General features: G+C 44.0%; 20 protein-coding genes. 12 read left to right on the top strand and 8 right to left on the bottom strand.

Annotated elements, in window-relative coordinates:
• Positions 1–145 precede the first annotated feature (145 nt).
• Positions 146–529: an autonomous glycyl radical cofactor GrcA gene (gene grcA, locus CVP04_RS01790; RefSeq protein WP_100295811.1), complete on the bottom strand. Its 384-nt coding sequence runs from the start codon at positions 527–529 to the stop codon at positions 146–148.
• A 262-nt stretch (positions 530–791) separates the two neighbouring features.
• Between grcA and ung the strand changes: the two genes are divergently transcribed.
• The 5 genes from ung (at position 792) to pfkA (ending at position 4,848) form a co-directional block, all read left to right on the top strand.
• Positions 792–1,487: a uracil-DNA glycosylase gene (gene ung / locus CVP04_RS01785; RefSeq protein WP_100295810.1), complete on the top strand. Its 696-nt coding sequence runs from the start codon at positions 792–794 to the stop codon at positions 1,485–1,487.
• A 23-nt stretch (positions 1,488–1,510) separates the two neighbouring features.
• A complete protein-coding gene (gene yaaA, locus CVP04_RS01780) occupies positions 1,511–2,287 on the top strand; it encodes a peroxide stress protein YaaA (RefSeq protein WP_100295809.1) in 777 nt (258 codons plus the stop codon).
• Between the two features lies 1 nt (position 2,288).
• Positions 2,289–2,849: a hypothetical protein gene (locus tag CVP04_RS01775; protein ID WP_100295808.1), complete on the top strand. Its 561-nt coding sequence runs from the start codon at positions 2,289–2,291 to the stop codon at positions 2,847–2,849.
• Positions 2,849–3,757 carry a cation diffusion facilitator family transporter gene (locus CVP04_RS01770; RefSeq protein ID WP_100295807.1) on the top strand — a complete coding sequence of 303 codons (909 nt, stop codon included), beginning with the start codon at positions 2,849–2,851 and terminating at the stop codon, positions 3,755–3,757. Before CVP04_RS01775 ends, CVP04_RS01770 begins: the two co-directional genes overlap by 1 nt.
• A gap of 125 nt (positions 3,758–3,882) precedes the next feature.
• Positions 3,883–4,848: a 6-phosphofructokinase gene (pfkA, locus tag CVP04_RS01765; protein ID WP_100295806.1), complete on the top strand. Its 966-nt coding sequence runs from the start codon at positions 3,883–3,885 to the stop codon at positions 4,846–4,848.
• Between the two features lie 64 nt (positions 4,849–4,912).
• Here the strand turns inward: pfkA and rlmC are convergent, their stop codons facing one another.
• The 4 genes from rlmC to hinT form a co-directional block, all read right to left on the bottom strand.
• On the bottom strand, positions 4,913–6,100 hold the full coding sequence (gene rlmC / locus CVP04_RS01760; RefSeq protein ID WP_100295805.1) for a 23S rRNA (uracil(747)-C(5))-methyltransferase RlmC: 1,188 nt from the start codon (positions 6,098–6,100) through the stop codon (positions 4,913–4,915).
• Between the two features lies 1 nt (position 6,101).
• On the bottom strand, positions 6,102–7,148 hold the full coding sequence (nagZ, locus tag CVP04_RS01755) for a beta-N-acetylhexosaminidase (protein ID WP_100295804.1): 1,047 nt from the start codon (positions 7,146–7,148) through the stop codon (positions 6,102–6,104).
• Between the two features lie 8 nt (positions 7,149–7,156).
• Complete coding sequence (locus tag CVP04_RS01750) at positions 7,157–7,504, bottom strand: YcfL family putative periplasmic lipoprotein (RefSeq protein ID WP_100295803.1); 348 nt, start codon at positions 7,502–7,504, stop codon at positions 7,157–7,159.
• A gap of 129 nt (positions 7,505–7,633) precedes the next feature.
• On the bottom strand, positions 7,634–7,984 hold the full coding sequence (gene hinT, locus CVP04_RS01745; protein ID WP_100295802.1) for a purine nucleoside phosphoramidase: 351 nt from the start codon (positions 7,982–7,984) through the stop codon (positions 7,634–7,636).
• Between the two features lie 248 nt (positions 7,985–8,232).
• On the opposite strand from hinT, the gene focA reads away from it, so the two are divergent.
• The 4 genes from focA to pflA all read left to right on the top strand — a co-directional run bounded on the left by focA (position 8,233) and on the right by pflA (position 13,318).
• Positions 8,233–9,087 carry a formate transporter FocA gene (gene focA / locus CVP04_RS01740; RefSeq protein ID WP_100295801.1) on the top strand — a complete coding sequence of 285 codons (855 nt, stop codon included), beginning with the start codon at positions 8,233–8,235 and terminating at the stop codon, positions 9,085–9,087.
• An 81-nt stretch (positions 9,088–9,168) separates the two neighbouring features.
• Positions 9,169–11,481 (top strand): formate C-acetyltransferase, encoded by a 2,313-nt coding sequence (gene pflB / locus CVP04_RS01735; protein ID WP_100295800.1) that lies wholly within the window; start codon positions 9,169–9,171, stop codon positions 11,479–11,481.
• Between the two features lie 165 nt (positions 11,482–11,646).
• Entirely contained in the window at positions 11,647–12,456 is an 810-nt protein-coding gene (locus CVP04_RS01730; RefSeq protein WP_100295799.1) for a 5'-nucleotidase, lipoprotein e(P4) family, read from the top strand.
• Between the two features lie 121 nt (positions 12,457–12,577).
• A complete protein-coding gene (gene pflA / locus CVP04_RS01725) occupies positions 12,578–13,318 on the top strand; it encodes a pyruvate formate lyase 1-activating protein (RefSeq protein ID WP_100295798.1) in 741 nt (246 codons plus the stop codon).
• Between the two features lie 49 nt (positions 13,319–13,367).
• On the opposite strand, the gene CVP04_RS01720 is transcribed toward pflA, so the two are convergent.
• Together CVP04_RS01720 and CVP04_RS01715 are read right to left on the bottom strand one after the other, a co-directional pair.
• Entirely contained in the window at positions 13,368–13,874 is a 507-nt protein-coding gene (locus CVP04_RS01720) for a DUF2301 domain-containing membrane protein (RefSeq protein WP_100295797.1), read from the bottom strand.
• On the bottom strand, positions 13,867–14,778 hold the full coding sequence (locus CVP04_RS01715) for a cupin domain-containing protein (protein WP_100295796.1): 912 nt from the start codon (positions 14,776–14,778) through the stop codon (positions 13,867–13,869). Before CVP04_RS01715 ends, CVP04_RS01720 begins: the two co-directional genes overlap by 8 nt.
• 113 nt (positions 14,779–14,891) lie before the next feature.
• Here CVP04_RS01715 and CVP04_RS01710 point away from each other — a divergent pair, with 113 nt between their 5' ends.
• A complete protein-coding gene (locus CVP04_RS01710) occupies positions 14,892–15,227 on the top strand; it encodes a carboxymuconolactone decarboxylase family protein (RefSeq protein WP_100295795.1) in 336 nt (111 codons plus the stop codon).
• 41 nt (positions 15,228–15,268) lie between these two features.
• On the opposite strand, the gene lpxH is transcribed toward CVP04_RS01710, so the two are convergent.
• Complete coding sequence (gene lpxH / locus CVP04_RS01705; protein ID WP_100295794.1) at positions 15,269–15,976, bottom strand: UDP-2,3-diacylglucosamine diphosphatase; 708 nt, start codon at positions 15,974–15,976, stop codon at positions 15,269–15,271.
• 102 nt (positions 15,977–16,078) lie between these two features.
• Between lpxH and CVP04_RS01700 the strand changes: the two genes are divergently transcribed.
• Entirely contained in the window at positions 16,079–16,810 is a 732-nt protein-coding gene (locus CVP04_RS01700) for a 1-acylglycerol-3-phosphate O-acyltransferase (RefSeq protein ID WP_100295793.1), read from the top strand.
• A gap of 16 nt (positions 16,811–16,826) precedes the next feature.
• Positions 16,827–18,236, top strand: coding sequence for a multicopper oxidase domain-containing protein (locus CVP04_RS01695; protein ID WP_100295792.1), 1,410 nt, complete (start codon positions 16,827–16,829; stop codon positions 18,234–18,236).
• Positions 18,237–18,246: the final 10 nt, after the last annotated feature.

Below are 18,246 nucleotides of genomic sequence, written 5' to 3'. Positions count from 1 at the left end.
CATATTAAGCGCTAAAATTCGCAAGAAGTGCGGTCGAAAAATTGATGATTTTTGTGGGACGAATCGGCGGAAAAAATGATCCGCTCGAAAGAAAAAACACCCCGAAAGCGAACCTTCGAGGTGTCGAAATTATTCGAATGATAAATTATAGACTTTCAGTGAAAGTACGGGTAATTACATCGCGTTGTTGTTCAGGTGTTAAAGAGTTGAAACGTACTGCATAACCTGAAACGCGGATAGTTAATTGCGGATATTTTTCCGGATTTTTCACGGCGTCTTCTAAAGTTTCGCGACGTAATACGTTTACGTTTAAGTGTTGACCACCTTCGACTTTAACGGTCGGCGCAACGTCAACCGGTAATTCGCGATATTCGATTTGACCTAATTCGCTTACTGCAACCACTTGGTCTTCGGCAAAATCGCCTTTTGCACATAAACAACGTGCTTCGCCTTTTTCGCTGTCTAATAACCAGAAAGAGTTTAATAAATTGTCGTTAGCTGCTTGAGTAATTTGAATACCTTTAATCATAAAGTGCCTCCTGATTGGCTGTTTGTTAATTAATCTGAATTGGCGCAAATTCTATCAAAAATTTTGATATTTTCAATTATTTTGATATAGATCAGATTAATTTTATTGAACAAAAATACGCAAATTGATACAGGTCAAATAAATATCAGGATAATCATTTTAAATTTAACTTAAATTTAACAAAAATTTAAACTTTATTTAAAGATTTGAACTAAAAATATAAACTATTAATTTAACGCGAGGTTCTTTATAATCACTTATTATGGCAGATTTAAAGAGTATAACAATGAAAACGTGGAAAGAGGCGATCGGAGTCGAAAAAGAGCAACCATATTTTAACGCAATTTTGCAACAAGTTCAGCGTGAGCGGGCAATGGGCAAAGTGATTTACCCGCCGCAAAATGAGGTGTTTAATGCGTTTAAATTAACCGAATTCGATCAAGTGAAAGTCGTGATTTTAGGACAAGATCCTTATCACGGGCCGAATCAGGCGCACGGTTTAGCCTTTTCCGTTAAACCGGGCATTGCGCCGCCGCCTTCGTTAGTGAATATGTACAAAGAACTGGCGAGCGATATTGCCGGTTTTCAAATTCCTCGTCACGGTTATTTGGTCGATTGGGCGACGCAAGGCGTGCTGCTGCTAAACACAGTGTTAACGGTGGAACAAGGCAGAGCGCATTCGCACGCTAATTTCGGTTGGGAAACTTTTACCGATCACGTGATCGCCGTATTGAATGCACAACGGGAAAATCTGGTTTTTTTATTGTGGGGCAGTCACGCGCAAAAAAAAGGGCAATTTATTGATCGCAACAAACATTGCGTGCTTACCGCGCCGCATCCTTCACCCTTGTCCGCCCATCGCGGATTTTTGGGTTGCCGTCATTTTTCTCAAGCGAACGCGTATTTACAAGCGCATCAATTAGCACCGATAAATTGGCAGTTGCCTTTGACGGTATAAATAAATTTTAACAAGGATACTTTATGTTAGCGATTATTTCTCCCGCGAAAACCTTAGATTTTCAAAGTGCGGTGAAAAAATTTGATTTTTCTCAACCGCATTTTACCGATTACAGCGCACGACTAATTGCCCGCTGTCGCGAATTGTCGCCGGCGGATATTGCTTCGTTAATGTCCATTAGCGATAAATTGGCGGGATTAAACGCCGCACGCTTCGCCCAATGGGAAAAAGATCATAACGAACAAAATTCTCGTGCGGCGATTTATGCTTTTAAAGGCGAAGTCTATACGGGATTGGACGCAGAGAGTCTCAACGAAGCGGACGTGTTATTTGCACAAAATCATTTAAGAATGTTGTCCGGTTTATACGGATTATTGCGCCCGTTGGATTTAATGCAGCCTTATCGTTTGGAAATGGGGACGAAACTCGCCAATGATCAAGGCAAGGATTTATATGCCTTTTGGGGTGATGTAATCACTGACGCCGTGCAACAGGCTTTGGACGAACAAGGCGACGGGCTGTTGGTGAATCTTGCCTCGGACGAGTATTATAAAGCGGTAAACGCGACAGGATTAAATGCGCAAATTATTAAACCTGTTTTTCTGGATAACAAAGCGGGCAAATATAAAGTAATCAGTTTTTATGCCAAAAAAGCGCGCGGATTGATGTGCCGTTTTATCATTCAAAATCGCCTCACTAAGGCGCAGGAACTAAAAGAATTCGATTTGGGCGGTTATCGTTTCGAGCCTATCGCCTCAACGGAAAAAGAATACATATTTAAACGGGATTTAAGCGAATAATATGAAAAAAATACTGATTTTAACCACCGCACTTTTATTAACCGCTTGCGTATCACCGCCGCAATTATCCGCGCCGCAGACGATTACGCATAACGATAAAACCTATTATCAGGTTTCGCAGCAAGATTTAGGTAATATCGCGCGTTATGTGTATGTGAATCAAGGTGAAAGCGCGCAGGAATGGAAAAGTGCGGTGGAATTATTACAAGATCGTAACTGGGAAATGCGTACCTTAGACGAACGAATCACCTTGCGTAAACGGGTGTATCAAAACACCGGCGTGGAAAATTTCGACATTTATCGGAAAGACGACACGCTTTACGCCTTTGTGATTTACGAACCGACCGCCGCCAATAAAGATTGGCAAGTGGATGTGGCGAAAGGTAAAGATATTTTGCATTGCGGATTCGTGCAGTATCAATATTCGTTGAAAGTGGCGAAAAATAAAAAATTGATGAATATGAAGAAGAATAAAGTCGTCAATTATTTGAAAAAATACGTTGTGGATAAAGAAATGCAACAGCTAATCCAAGAGCAATGGTCGTTAGGATGTCTGAAATAATGCAAACCGTTTATTCCACGCAAGTGAAACGCACGGCGAATTTAGCCGTGGGCGTGGCGCTATTGCTGATCTTCGCCAAAGGATTCGCGTGGTGGCGCACCGATTCGGTCAGTATGTTGGCGTCCGTGACCGATTCTTTATTGGATTTATCGGCATCATTTATGAACGTTTTGATTTTACGTTTTGCCTTAATGCCCGCCGATCACAATCATTCTTTCGGACACGGCAAAGCGGAATCTCTCGCAGCGCTAGGGCAAAGCGCTTTTATTTCCGGTTCGGCGATTTTTCTGTTATTGCAAGGAATCTATCGTCTCAATGCACCGCAATCCCTAGCCGATTCCGAATTGGGGATCGCGATCACGGTATTTTCTATTATCGTCACTTTCGGATTAGTGACCTATCAAAGATACGTTATAAAAATCACGGACAGTCCGGCAATTAAAGCCGACCGGTTGCATTATCAAACGGATTTATTAATGAATACGGCGATTCTCATTTCCTTGGGATTGAGTGCTTACGGATTTATCGCCGCCGATGCCCTGTTTGCGATTTTAATTGCGCTGTATATTTTGTTCAATGCGGGAAAAATGCTATTCGACGCGGTGCAACTGTTGCTGGATCAAGCCTTACCGAAAGAGGAAATCGAACAAATCGAGCAAATCATTACCGCTGAAAAAGAGATTATCGGCTTTCACGATTTACGCACTCGTCGCTCGGGCGCGATTCGCTTTATTCAATTTCATTTGGAGCTGGATGATAATTTGTCTTTTGTGCAAGCGCACGCGATTACCGAACGATTGGAACGTCGATTAAGAGAATGTTTCGTCCATGCGGATATCGTGATTCATCACGAGCCGACTTGCGTGGTGCGTTCCGAACGGGCGGAAAACGAGGCGGCACGCCGGTAAATTCGAAATAATTAGACTTAAATCAAAATGTGATATAATTCGCAAAATTTTGCTAGAGACAGCGCGGCTAATGGTGTAATCTTAGCGACAGTTTTTATATTTTAACTTTTAAGTAAGGTGATATTATGATCAAAAAAATTGCTGTATTAACAAGTGGTGGGGATGCGCCGGGTATGAACGCGGCGATCCGTGGTGTCGTTCGTTCCGCCTTAGCAGAAGGGTTGGAAGTGTATGGCATTTATGACGGCTACCACGGTTTATATAATAACAAAATCAAACAATTAACTCGCTATAGCGTATCCGATATTATCAACCGCGGCGGTACGTTTTTAGGTTCTGCGCGCTTCCCTGAATTTAAAGATCCGGAAGTGCGGGCGAAATGTGCCGAGATTTTACGTTCTCACGGTATCGACGCGTTAGTGGTTATCGGCGGTGACGGTTCTTACATGGGCGCAAAATTATTGACCGAAGAACACGGTTTCCCTTGCGTCGGGATTCCGGGCACTATCGATAATGACGTTGCCGGTACGGATTACACCATCGGTTATCAAACCGCATTAGAAACTGCAGTGGACGCTATCGACCGTTTACGCGACACCTCCAGTTCGCACCAACGTATTTCCATCGTTGAAATTATGGGCAGACATTGTAGCGACTTGACTATTTCCGCAGGGATCGCCGGCGGTTGCGAATATATCGTGGCATCCGAAGTGGAATTTAATCGCGAAGAATTGATTCGTCAAATCGAACGCAGCATTATCAAAGGAAAACGTCACGCGATTATCGCGATCACCGAATTGATTTGCGATGTAAACGAATTGGCGCGCGAAATCGAAAGCCGCGTAAAACACGAAACCCGTGCGACGGTTTTAGGTCATATCCAACGCGGCGGTACGCCTTGTGCATTCGACCGTATTTTAGCTTCCCGTATGGGCGTGTACGCAGTGGATTTATTGCTACAAGGTAAAGGCGGATATTGCGTCGGTATTCAAAACGAACAATTAGTTCACCACGATATTATTGACGCGATCAATAATATGCGCCGCGAATTTAAAGCGGATTGGTTGGCAGTGTCCAAACGTTTGGATTAATCCACTTTCCTCGAAACAAATAAAAAACGATGGTGCGAGCCATCGTTTTTTTTATGGATGTCATTTACGCGGATCGAAGCACTAACAAGGTCAATACTTCATAATGCGCGGTGTGCGGGAACATATCGAAAAGCTGAATTTTTGCCATTTGATAATCGCGCAGATACGCCAAATCTTTCGCCATCGAAACGGCGTTGCAGCTGGAATAAAGGATAAAGTGCGGTCGTAATTGCGCCAGAAATTCCGCTAATTCCTGCCCGATGCCGCGGCGCGGCGGATTTACGATCACCATATCCGGTTTATCCGTTTGTTCAAGCGCAAAAGCAGCGGCATCCAAAGAACGGAAACTAACATCGCTTAATCCTAAGCGCTGTGCCGATAAGCCGGCGCAAACAATCGCAGCAGGCGAAATTTCGATACCGGTTAATTGAACTGATTGTTGTTTTTGTAACGCGGCGGCGCAATGTAAACCGAATCCGCCCGAACCGCAAAACAGATCCCAAAGATGAGTAATCGGTTGTTGCGAATTCAGTTCAAGTACCCAGTTTTGCGCCGTTGCATACAAATGTTGCGCGACAAGCGGATTGGTTTGAAAAAAGCCTTGCGGGCGAATAAACAACGGAATGTGATTAAAATCTTCTTCCAGTTGCTGTTCCTCGGTAAGAAAAATTTCTTTCTCACCTTCCAACACGGCAGCGTGCTGCGGTTGTATATTCAGGCTGACGACGGCAAGTTGCGGCAATTTGGCACGAAGTTGCGCAAATTCGCGTTGAATTAACGGCAATTTGTTTTCGGAACGCAATACGAAACGCAACATTAAGCGTCCGCTGATTCGGCTTTCCGTCAACAAAATGTACTTGAGCTCGCCTTTTTGTTTAGCGATGTTATAAGGCACTAAACCGGCGCGCGCGATGAAGTCTTTCAACACTTGAAACACGGCGAAAAAGCTCGGCGGATAAAGCGGACAATCGCATAAATCCACCGCACTTTGTCCGTCGTTCGGATCGGTTAAAATGCCTAAAATCGGGCGTTCGACGCTGCCACTGACCACCATTTTGGCTTTATTACGAAAATGCTGCAATGCGGAAGGAAAAGGTGGTAGCCAATGTAAATTTTGTTGCGCCGATCCTTGTAATTGCTGCGCTAAATGCGTGCTTTTTTGTTCAAGTTGTCGAACATAGGGCACTTCAAGCCATTGACAGGAACGGCAAGTTCCCGCTTGATAATGCCGACACGGAATTGTTAACTGCATATTAACCTTTCGCCGCGAGCCATTCTTGTTGAAGTGCGGTCAATTTTTGCTGATTTTCTTGCCAACGCGCGGAGGCTTGCAATGTCGACCAAGTAAGCGAATTGCGCTTGAACAGTGCCTTCAAACGTTGTTGACGTTGTTGAAACGCAGCGTCGCTTTCTTGCGGTTTGAAATGATCCAATACTTGAATAACACCTTCGCGTTCGTTGCAAAGCAACAATAAATCACAACCGGCACTGAGCGCTTGCTCGCTGCGTGCCACAAAATCGCCCATAAAATTTGCGCCTTTCATTCCGAGATCATCGGAAAAAATCGCGCCTTGAAAACCGAGCGTTTGGCGTAATACGGTTTTCAGCCAATATTCGGAGCCGCTGGCGGGTTGACTGTCGCAATCGGGATAAATAACGTGTGCGGGCATTACCGCGTCCAATACATTTTTCTCAATTAATCGGCGGAAGGGTTGAATATCCTCGGCGAAAATCGTCGCTTTGCTGCGTTCGTCATAAGGTGTTTCTAAGTGAGAATCGGCGATCACGTTGCCGTGTCCGGGAAAATGTTTCCCTGTGGATGCCATTCCCGCTTGGTGCATTCCGGCGATAAATTGTTCGGCTAAACGCGCGGTCGGCGCCGCTTCGCAATGAAAACTACGATCGCCGATGGCTTTGCATTGATGACCGAGATCCAACACCGGCGCGAAACTTAAATCAATATCAAGTGCGGTCATTTCCGCCGCCATTTGCCAACCGGCTTGGTATGCGAGGGCGTTTTGTGTTTCGGGATCGTCGATCAACGCAGCGAAGGCTTGCATTGCCGGTAATTGGGTAAAGCCTTGGCGAAAACGTTGAACACGTCCGCCTTCTTGATCGACGGTAATCAATAACGGCTTTTTCACCTTGCTGCGCACGGTGCGAACGAGATCTTGAATTTGTTCGCGGTGTTCGAAATTACGCGTAAATAAGATCAAGCCTGCCACTAACGGATGCGACAACAATTCCGTTTCTTCTTGGGTTAATTCTTGACCCGCCAAATCGATTAATAATGTTGACATAGTAAACCTTATTTTAAACGCAAATATAAACGGTAATTAACGCTTTCCGCCGTCGGGCGAGCGAGCGGCACGGCGATTTTTTGCGCTCTGTCCAAATATAATGAAGAAAAGGCATTCGGCTCGAATTGAGTGACGCCGAGTTTGTCATACCAAAATACGCCGTAATCGAGGCTAAGCGGTCGGTCGGAGGTGTTTTTGACCCACGCGGAATCGCTGTTTGCTTCAGCCTCGATCAGCGGTGCTAAATTCGATTCGATGGTTAAAATAGGCTTTGTCGTGCCGACTAAATTCGGCGCACTTGAGCCGCACGCCGTTAAAAGTGCGGTGCAAAAAAGCAGAGAAACGGTTTTTTTCATCAAATATCTACCTTATGGTTGAAACCCCGCCATTTATGGCAAATAATTTAATTGGAAGAAGCGTAACCTCTTCCAATTCGGAGCAACACACAGGACCTTGCTCTTGTGAGGTTCTGTGTTGAAACATTCTTATTTCGCCAACATTGCGCCTAAAGGTTCACCGCCGAGCAAATGCATATGTAAATGAAAGACTTCTTGTCCGCCGTGACGATTACAGTTCACGATTAAACGATAACCGTCTTGCGCAATTCCTTCTTGTTCCGCCAATTTCGCCGCAACGGTAAATAAACGACCTAAGGCGACTTCGTCTTGCTCGGTGACGTCATTGACAGTGGGAATCAAACGGTTCGGAATAATTAAAATATGGGTGGCGGCTTGCGGTGCGATATCGCGGAATGCCGTCACTAACTCATCTTGATAAACAATATTCGCCGGAATTTCTTTACGAATAATTTTACTGAAAATAGTTTCTTCTGTCATAGGGATTTCCTTGGTTTTTAATGAGATAAATGTGGCGTTAGTTTTATCAGAAAACATCAAAAATAGCAATTTAGCGACTTTTGAATATGTTATTTGTTAAATAAATGATCTTTTTAATATGAATATGTTATTTAATTGTTAATTAATTTAAAAATTAACAAAATTTATAAAAAATAAAATTTTTTTTAGTTTAAAGTTTTTCATTAATACCTTAAAATAGGGCAACGTTAATTTTTGGAGGGGATGTTATGAATACGGAAAAGTCAATCAGCTTTATGGCAAATCCGACAGAAATGGCTCAAATCGGAGAAGATGTCGGGGCATATAAAGCCACTAAAAAACAATTCTTTTCATTCTTATCGGCAATTTCCGCCGGTGCTTTCATCGCATTAGCTTTCGTCTTTTATACCACTACACAAACCGGTTCTGCAGGCGCACCTTGGGGTTTAACCAAATTGGTCGGCGGCTTGGTTTTCTCGCTCGGTGTGATTATGGTGGTGGCGTGCGGTTCCGAATTGTTTACTTCATCAACAATGACCTTAGTCGCGCGCGTCGGCGGTCGAATCAACACTTTCCAAATGCTTCGCAACTGGGTGGTGGTGTATTTCGGCAACTTTGTCGGTGCGATTGTTATCGTTTCCTTAATTTGGTTTGCCGGTCAAACAATGGCGGCGGACGGGCAATGGGGTTTGACGATTTTAAAAACCGCGCAACATAAAATTCATCATACTTGGTTTGAAGCCTTTTGTTTGGGGATTCTGTGTAACATAATGGTGTGTATTGCCGTTTGGATGACTTATGCAGGTAAGACCTTGACCGATAAAGCCTTTATTATGATTTTACCGATCGGAATGTTCGTTGCCTCCGGATTCGAGCATAGCGTCGCAAATATGTTTATGATTCCGATGGGAATTATTACCGCACATTTTAGCTCGCCGGAATTTTGGCAAGCGATCGGATTGGATTCCGCACAATTTGCGGATTTGGATCTTTATCATTTTGTCGTGAAGAATTTAATTCCCGTGACATTAGGTAATATCGTCGGCGGCGGCGTGTGTATCGCTTTATTGCAATGGTACACTAACAAACCGCATTCGCACTAGATTTTAGGGGTAAGAGCGGTGTGTTTTTGACCGTTTTTACATTATTCCAATTTATCTACTAGAGAGAAGGAAGTTATAACAATGACTCAACTAACAGAAGCCCAACAAAAAGCTTGGGAAGGGTTTGTCGCAGGTGACTGGCAAACCGAAGTAAACGTTCGTGATTTTATTCAAAAGAACTATACTCCTTATGAAGGCGACGAATCGTTCCTAGCCGACGCCACTGCGGCGACCACTGCGTTGTGGAACGACGTAATGGAAAAAATTAAAGTCGAAAACAAAACGCACGAACCTTATGATATCGATACGGATACTCCGTCAACTATTACTTCGCACAAAGCGGGTTATATCAATAAAGATTTGGAAAAAATCGTCGGCTTACAAACCGATGCACCGTTAAAACGTGCAATTATGCCGTTCGGCGGGATCAAAATGGTAAAAGGTTCTTGCCAAGTTTATCGTCGCGAATTAAAACCTGAAATCGAACATATCTTTACCGAATATCGTAAAACTCACAACCAAGGTGTATTCGACGTTTATACGCCGGATATCTTACGTTGTCGTAAATCCGGCGTAATCACAGGTTTGCCTGATGCTTACGGTCGTGGTCGTATTATCGGTGACTACCGTCGTTTAGCGGTGTACGGTGCCGATTTCTTAATGAAAGACAAATTCAAACAATTTACTTCTTTACAAGCTAAATTGGAAAGCGGCGAAGATATTCAAGCAACCATCCAATTACGCGAAGAAATTGCCGAACAACATCGTGCATTAGGCAAAATCAAAGAAATGGCGGCATCTTACGGTTACGACATTTCAGGTCCTGCAACTAATGCGCAAGAAGCGGTTCAATGGACTTATTTTGCTTACCTTGCAGCAGTTAAATCACAAAACGGTGCCGCAATGTCATTCGGTCGCGTATCTTCATTCTTAGATATCTATATCGAACGTGACTTAAAAGCAGGAAAAATCACCGAACAAGAAGCACAAGAATTAATCGACCATTTAGTAATGAAATTACGTATGGTTCGCTTCTTACGTACTCCTGAATACGATCAATTATTCTCCGGCGACCCAATGTGGGCGACAGAAACTTTAGCCGGTATGGGCTTAGACGGTCGTACCTTAGTGACCAAAAACAGCTTCCGTATGTTGCACACCCTTTACACAATGGGACCATCTCCGGAACCTAACTTGACTATCCTTTGGTCCGAACAATTACCTGAAGCCTTCAAACGTTTCTGTGCGAAAGTATCTATCGATACTTCATCCGTTCAATACGAAAACGACGACTTAATGCGTCCGGACTTCAACAATGACGACTATGCGATCGCGTGTTGCGTAAGCCCGATGGTTGTTGGTAAACAAATGCAATTCTTCGGTGCGCGTGCGAACTTGGCGAAAACCTTGTTATACGCAATCAACGGCGGTATCGATGAAAAATCCGGTGCTCAAGTAGGTCCTAAAACTACACCGATTACAGATGAAGTGCTTGATTTCGATACAGTAATGGATCGTATGGATCACTTTATGGATTGGTTGGCGACACAATATGTGACCGCATTGAACATCATCCACTTTATGCACGATAAATATGCATATGAAGCGGCGTTAATGGCGTTCCACGATCGTGACGTATTCCGCACAATGGCTTGCGGTATCGCAGGTCTTTCCGTTGCGGCGGACTCTTTAGCAGCGATCAAATATGCGAAAGTGAAACCGGTTCGCGGTGACATTAAAGACAAAGACGGTAACGTTGTGGCTTCAAATGTTGCAATCGACTTCGAAATCGAAGGCGAATATCCGCAGTTCGGTAACAACGACAGCCGTGTTGACGATTTAGCCGTTGATTTGGTTGAACGCTTTATGAAGAAAATTCAAACCCACAAAACATACCGCAACGCGACTCCGACTCAATCCGTATTAACCATCACTTCTAACGTGGTTTACGGTAAGAAAACCGGTAATACACCGGATGGTCGTCGTGCCGGTGCGCCGTTCGGACCGGGTGCAAACCCAATGCACGGACGTGACCAAAAAGGTGCGGTTGCTTCATTAACTTCCGTTGCTAAACTTCCGTTTGCTTATGCGAAAGACGGTATTTCTTATACCTTCTCTATCGTACCTAACGCATTAGGTAAAGATATCGACTCGCAAAAACGTAACTTAGCAGGCTTAATGGACGGTTATTTCCACCACGAAGCGACTGTAGAAGGCGGTCAACACTTAAACGTTAACGTAATGAACCGTGAAATGTTGTTAGACGCAATGGAAAATCCGGAAAAATATCCGCAATTAACCATTCGTGTTTCCGGTTATGCAGTACGTTTTAACTCGTTAACTAAAGAGCAACAACAAGACGTTATTACGCGTACATTTACTCAAACAATGTAATAGCGTAGGCAGCGAATAGAAAAATACTTTTGTATTATTTTTATTTGCTGCTACGTCGGATTCGGATAAGGGAACAATAATATTGTTCCCTTATTTTCAATGAAATTGTTGTAATATACGAGCTTAGTCGGAAATTTTTAGTAAAAAAATAAAAGGAGAAAGAGAGTGAAAAATATTAAAATAAAATTGTCTGTTTTTGCTTTATGTTCTGTCGTATTAACTGCGTGTAGTAATAATATTGAAGGTGATGCTCGCCTTCAGGAACAAGCCGTATTAGGTATTAACTGGATGCAGCAATCCGGTGAATATCAAGCATTGGCTTATCAGGCGTTTAATACGGCGAAAGTCGCATTTGATAATGCGAAAGCAGCAAAAGGTAAGAAAAAAGCCGTTGTCGTCGATCTTGATGAAACAATGATTGACAATAGCGCTTATGCCGGTTGGCAAATTCGTCACGGAAAAGCATTTGATGGAAAAGATTGGACTCGCTGGGTTGATGCGCGACAAAGCGGAGCTATTGCCGGAGCGGTAGAATTTAATAATTATGTTAATTCTCACGGCGGAAAAATGTTTTATGTTTCTAATCGTAAAGACTCGAATGAGAAAGCCGGAACCTTGGATGATATGAAAAAATTAGGTTTTAACGGCGTAAGTGAAGAAATGCTTTACTTGAAGAAAGATAAATCTAATAAATCGGTTCGCTTTTCTGAAATTGAAAAACAGGGTTATGAAATTGTTCTATACGTAGGGGATAATCTCAATGATTTCGGCGATGCGACCTATAAAAAATCTAATGAAGAACGTCGTAATTTCGTTAATGAACATCGTCAGGATTTCGGTAAAAAATTTATTATGTTGCCAAATCCGAACTACGGCGATTGGGAAGGCGGTTTAGCGAAAGATTATTATAGTGGTGATGCGCAAAGTCGAGTGAAAATTCGCCACGATGCAATTAAAGCTTGGGATGGTAAATAAGCTGTTTGCATTGGAATGGCATTATGCAATAATAAGATCTTGCCCCTGCAAGACTTGCGGGGGCATTTAAATGCGGAGTGATTAACTTAATTTTATTTTAAGCTATTTTATAGGGAACATTATGCCGGTTTTAGCGCGTTACCATTCTTATGAATCTTGCGGCACCGTTGACGGGCCGGGGATTCGTTTCATTCTTTTCCTGCAAGGCTGTTTAATGCGGTGTAAATATTGCCATAACCGCGACACTTGGGATTTGCACGGCGGAAAAGAAATTTCCGTAGAAGATTTAATGAAAGAAGTCGTGACTTATCGTCATTTTATGAATGCTTCCGGCGGCGGCGTCACTGCATCGGGTGGCGAAGCTATATTGCAAGCCGAATTTGTGCGCGATTGGTTCCGCGCCTGTAAAGAAAACGGCATCCATACTTGTTTGGACACCAACGGTTTTGTGCGTCATTACGATCCGGTGATCGACGAATTATTAGATGTAACCGATCTTGTTTTATTGGATTTAAAAGAACTGAACGATAAAATCCACCAAAATTTAATCGGCGTGCCGAATAAGCGCACCTTGGAATTCGCCAAATATTTGCAAAAACGCAATCAAAAAGTCTGGATTCGCTATGTTGTCGTACCGGGCTGGACGGACAATGACCACGATGTACATTTGCTCGGCGAATTTATTCAAGGAATGGACAATATCGAAAAAGTCGAACTTTTGCCTTATCACCGTTTAGGTGCGCACAAATGGGAAGCAATGGGCGAGAAATACGAATTGGAAGATGTTAAACCGCCGACAAAAGAATCCCTTGAGCATATCAAACAAATTCTGGAAGGCTACGGACATATCGTAAAATACTAAATTGCCTTTATGACGAACCTTTAATTGATAAAATTAAAGGTTCGTTTTTTTATATTTGATATTTAGTTTTATCTCCAATATCAAAATGCAACGGCATTCGCCATTTTTGTACCGATAAAATGAAAAAAAGCACCGCACTTATTGCCGACCATGCATAAACGGCATTTGCCCAGTTCAGCTGCAAACTCAGCCATAAAAATGCCAAAAAGAGCGGTTGAAAATTTAAACAAAATACCCGAAAACAAAAATATTCTTTAAACGCCAAACCGCCTAAAGTGACAAACGCTGCGCCGAGTGCCAACGCTGGTAATCCGAACAAATGACAAGCTAGCGCGCACCAAGCGGCGAATTGCAATAAAAAACGAAAGTTTTTCAGATAAATATGTAAGGATGACGCACACAATATTGCGGCGAGCAGCACGCCCGTATAAGCCGTTTCGTGATAATAGGGCAAAAGTGCGGTCATTATTGCGGCAAGAATAAAGCCGCAGCGATAAATTACCACAGTCAGTTTATCCCAAAAATCCATCGGCGATTGAATATGCGGATCAGCCATTATTTTCCTCCTGTTTGCGATAATGCCCCGGCGGTATTCCATAGGCGGCTTTAAACGCTTTATTGAAATGCGCCTCCGAACGATAACCGCTTTCCAACGCGACGGACAGCACGGTTTTTTGCGTTTTGCGTAGTAACATTGAGGCAAACTGCAACCGACTGGCGGTCAAAAAGTTGCCCGGCGACATTCCGATTTTTTGTTGAAATACGCGAATAAAATTTGCGCGCGACATATTGGCGGTTTGCGCTAAACTCGCCATATTCCAAGGTTCTGCGGGCGCGTTCAGCACTGCGGAAATTACTGCGGATAAGCGTTTGTCGCTCAATCCGGCAAGCAAGCCTTGGTGTTCGTGATGTTGCGCTAAATAGTCGCGCAACATATAAGTACAAAGCACGACGGACAGCGCATTAATCACCGATTTCGCGCCGGCTTGCACATTGGCGGCTTCGGCGCGAAACAACGAAATTAACCGAGCAAGCGGCGTATCGGCGACGGATAAATGCAAACGGCGCGGTAAAATGCTCGCCAGCATTGATTGATTATCGTAATAAAACGCGCCGCAGAACATTTCGAAATCCGCTTCATCCTGCACGCCGACCGTGGCAAGATTCAATAACCCGTTGCTTTGTCGAAGTGTCGGCGCATATAAATCCGTTTCATCTTGCGAGCTGCGTAAAATATGGCTTGAACCCGTCGGTAAGAAAAAAATATCGCCGGCGGTTAGGCGGATTTTTTCGTTATCGGAAAATAATAAACATTCACCGCGCAGCACAATATGAAAAATACCGCTTAGCTTTCCCGCTTTTTGCGGATGTTCGCATTGCCAATTTCCTTGAAATAAACAATGGGTATGAATTTCGCCCTCGATTTGCGCGAATTGCAATAAACGATCCAAGATGTCCATAAACTGAGATGATTTGAATAAAAGTTAAGACGATTTTACAAGTTTATCCTATGAAATCGTTGCATACTGTGCAACATAAATTTTGTTATGGTGATTATAAATAGGAGAACTTTATGTTTGCGGATTGGAAAAATGACGTAGCGCACGTTAAACAATCATTCGGTAATTTGGGTAAAAAATACCCGAAAATGTTACAAGCTTACGGCGCGCTAAGCAACGCGGCGGAAAGTGACGTGTTGGATGCGAAAACCAGAGAATTAATCGCGTTGGCGGTCGCCGTCACGACGCGTTGCGAAAGCTGTATCGGCGTTCACGCGGAAAGCGCGGTGAAAGCCGGCGCGACGGAAGAAGAAGTCGCCGCAGCGTTGGCAACGGCAATCGCCTTAAATGCCGGCGCCGCTTACACCTATTCTCTACGCGCCTTAGAAGCCTTTAATACGCAAAAATAAGCGCGGAGATTGTTAAACCGGATAAATATTATCCGGTTTTTTTATGCTGTAAAACCGTAACCTTGCGCAGAAACTTGCAATATTGAGGCGGTTTCGCCCCAATCGCCCAGCACGATTCGGATGAAGTGCGGTGGAATTTTGTGAATATTTTGTCGATGCGTATGTCCGTGAATTAAACGAGTTACGCCGAAATGTTGAAATTGTTGCAACACGAATTCGGGCGTGACATCCATAATCTGCGCGGATTTTTGTTGTTTGTCCGAACGGCTTTTGGCGCGAATTTTCTCTGCAATTTTTAACCGCACTTTTAGCGGTAAATGCAAGAATAACCATTGTCGCCATTTTTGGTGTACTTTGCGACGATATTGTTGATAGGCTTTATCGTCTATACACAAGGTATCGCCGTGGCAAATGAGCGTCGGCACGCCGTATAAATCGATTACGCTGTAAGTGGGCAACAAGCGCAATCCGCAACGTTGCGCAAAGCCTTCGCCTACAAGAAAATCGCGATTGCCGTGCACAAAATAACATTCGACGCCGCGAGCGCTCAGCCGGCGAATTTCTTCGCACACGCAATCGATGAGCGCGGAAGTTTCGTCATCACCAATCCAAAAATCGAATAAATCGCCTAAAATATACAGCTTTTCGGCGTCCTCCGTTTGATTACGCATAAAATTTACGAACAATTCCGTTAAGTGCGGTCGGTTTTCGCTTAAATGTAAGTCCGCAATAAAATAAGTTTTTTTCATTTTGACATTCGGGCTAAAAATTTTATTTAGAGTAGCATTTTTTCTGCGGATTTCTAACCGTATTTTCGCTATACTTGAACAAATTTTCCTAGGATTTGAAATATGTTGAAACTTATTAGAATTATCGTTGTTGTTTTTTGTTGTATTTTAATTTGCGTGTTGGGCACGCTGTATTCGTTAATTCGTTTTAAAAATCCGAGCAACGTCGGCGTAATGGCGCGTTGGTTCGGGCGCTTGCATCCTTTGTTCGGCTTGGAGGTGGAACACCGTTTCCCGCCGAACGCCGATAAAGTCGGGCGTTGTATTTATATCGGCAATCACCAAAACAATTACGATATGGTGACGATTTCTTATATGGTGATGCCGCGCACGGTGAGTGTCGGCAAAAAAAGTCTGATTTGGGTACCGTTTTTCGGCATTTTGTATTGGGCGAGCGGCAATATCTTTTTAGATCGTGAAAATCGCACTAAAGCCCATAGTACGATGACCGAACTCGCGGAACGAATCAATCGGGACGATTTGTCGGTTTGGATGTTTCCGGAAGGTACGCGCAGTCGCGGGCGCGGTTTATTGCCGTTTAAAACCGGCGCTTTTTATGCCGCCGTTGCCGCCGGTGTGCCGATCGTGCCGGTCGTATGTTCTTCGACCCATAATCAGGTGGATTTGAATCGCTGGAAAAACGGCAAAGTGATTTGTGAAATTCTTTCGCCGATTGATACTTCCGCTTACAGTAAAGAAAACGTGCGCGATTTGGCGGCGCATTGCCATCAAATTATGTCGCAGCGTATTGCCGAATTGGATGCGGAAATCCACGGACAAAATCAGAATAGTTAATTAATCGGATATCACAATGACAGCTTGTTCCCGCCGCCGACTCTTAAAAAATGCGCTGATTGCCGGCGCGTTTTCTGCGTTACCAACGCCTTTATTCGCGGCAGAACGCCCGAATTTATTCATTCCGAATTTAATCGAATTACGCCGCGGCAAGCCGTTATTTCTCGGTATGGAACGCACTCAAACCCAGCTAATTGCGGGCAAATCCACGGAAGTATGGGGATTTAACGGCAATTATCTCGGCCCGACGATCAAAATCCGGCGCGGCGAATTTGCCAAATTAAATTATCGCAATAATTTACCGCAAATGGTGGCGATGAACATTCAAGGTTTGCAAGTTAGCGGCGAATTACTGGGCGGTGTCGCCAAAGTGTTTAAACCGAGCGAAAGCTGGGCGCCGATTGTGCCGATCAACCAAGCGGCGGCAACCTGTTGGTATCACGCCTGCACCTTAGGCACATCCGCGTATCAAACCTACCGTGGATTAGCGGGAATGTGGATTATTGAGGATGACGAAAGCCGCAAATCCGCCCTGCCGCAAAAATACGGCGTGGACGATATTCCGTTGATTTTGCAAGATATGCAGCTTAATTCCGACGGTGTGCAATTATTTAACCAAAATCAACCGCACTTTTCCGGCGATCGCTTGTTTGTTAACGGGCAAGAAGCGCCTTATGTGAACGTACCGCGCAGTTGGGTGCGGCTGCGCATTGTAAATGCGTCCTTATCGCGCAGTTATGATTTGCGTTTTGATGATCAACGGGAATTTCAACTGATCGCTTTGGATCAAGGATTTTTGCCGCAAGCCCAAACCGTCACTTCGGCGTTCCTCGCGCCGAGCGAGCGAATTGAAATCTTAGTGGATTTAAACGAAGGCGGCAACGCAACTTTGATTTCCGGTCAGAAACGAACTTTTTTGAATAAAGTCGGGCGCTTTTTTACTGCCGACGGCGAGTTGTTTGATAATACGGTGTTGGAATTACGACCGGACGGCTTGTCTTCCGCATTCGGCGGCAAATCTGTGTTACAGTTCAATCCGGAAATATTGCAGATCGCAAAAAATCAGCAAATCAACCAGCGTGAATTTCATCTTGATACCGACAACGCAATGATTAACCAACGTCGTTTTGATCCGCGCCGGATCGATGTGACCGTTGCGCAAGGCGCGGTCGAACGTTGGCGTTTAAGCGCGTCTTCGGCAATCGGCTTTAAGGTGCAAGGCGCGAAATTTATCGTCGAAAGCCGTAACGGACAAGCGCTTGACGCAGGCGAACAAGCGTGGAAAGATTCCCTTTGGATTGACGGGCAAGTCACGATCCTGATCAAATTCGATAATTTATCCTCTAACAATTATCCTTTTACCTTCGGATCCTCGGATTTAGCGCTGGCGGATAAAGGCTGTATCGGCTTAATCGTGGTGCAATAATCCTTCTTTA

The sequence above is a fragment of the Caviibacterium pharyngocola genome, from assembly GCF_002795405.1.
Classification (GTDB): Bacteria; Pseudomonadota; Gammaproteobacteria; order Enterobacterales; family Pasteurellaceae; genus Caviibacterium; species Caviibacterium pharyngocola.
This window is presented reverse-complemented; position numbering and strand designations above follow the sequence as displayed.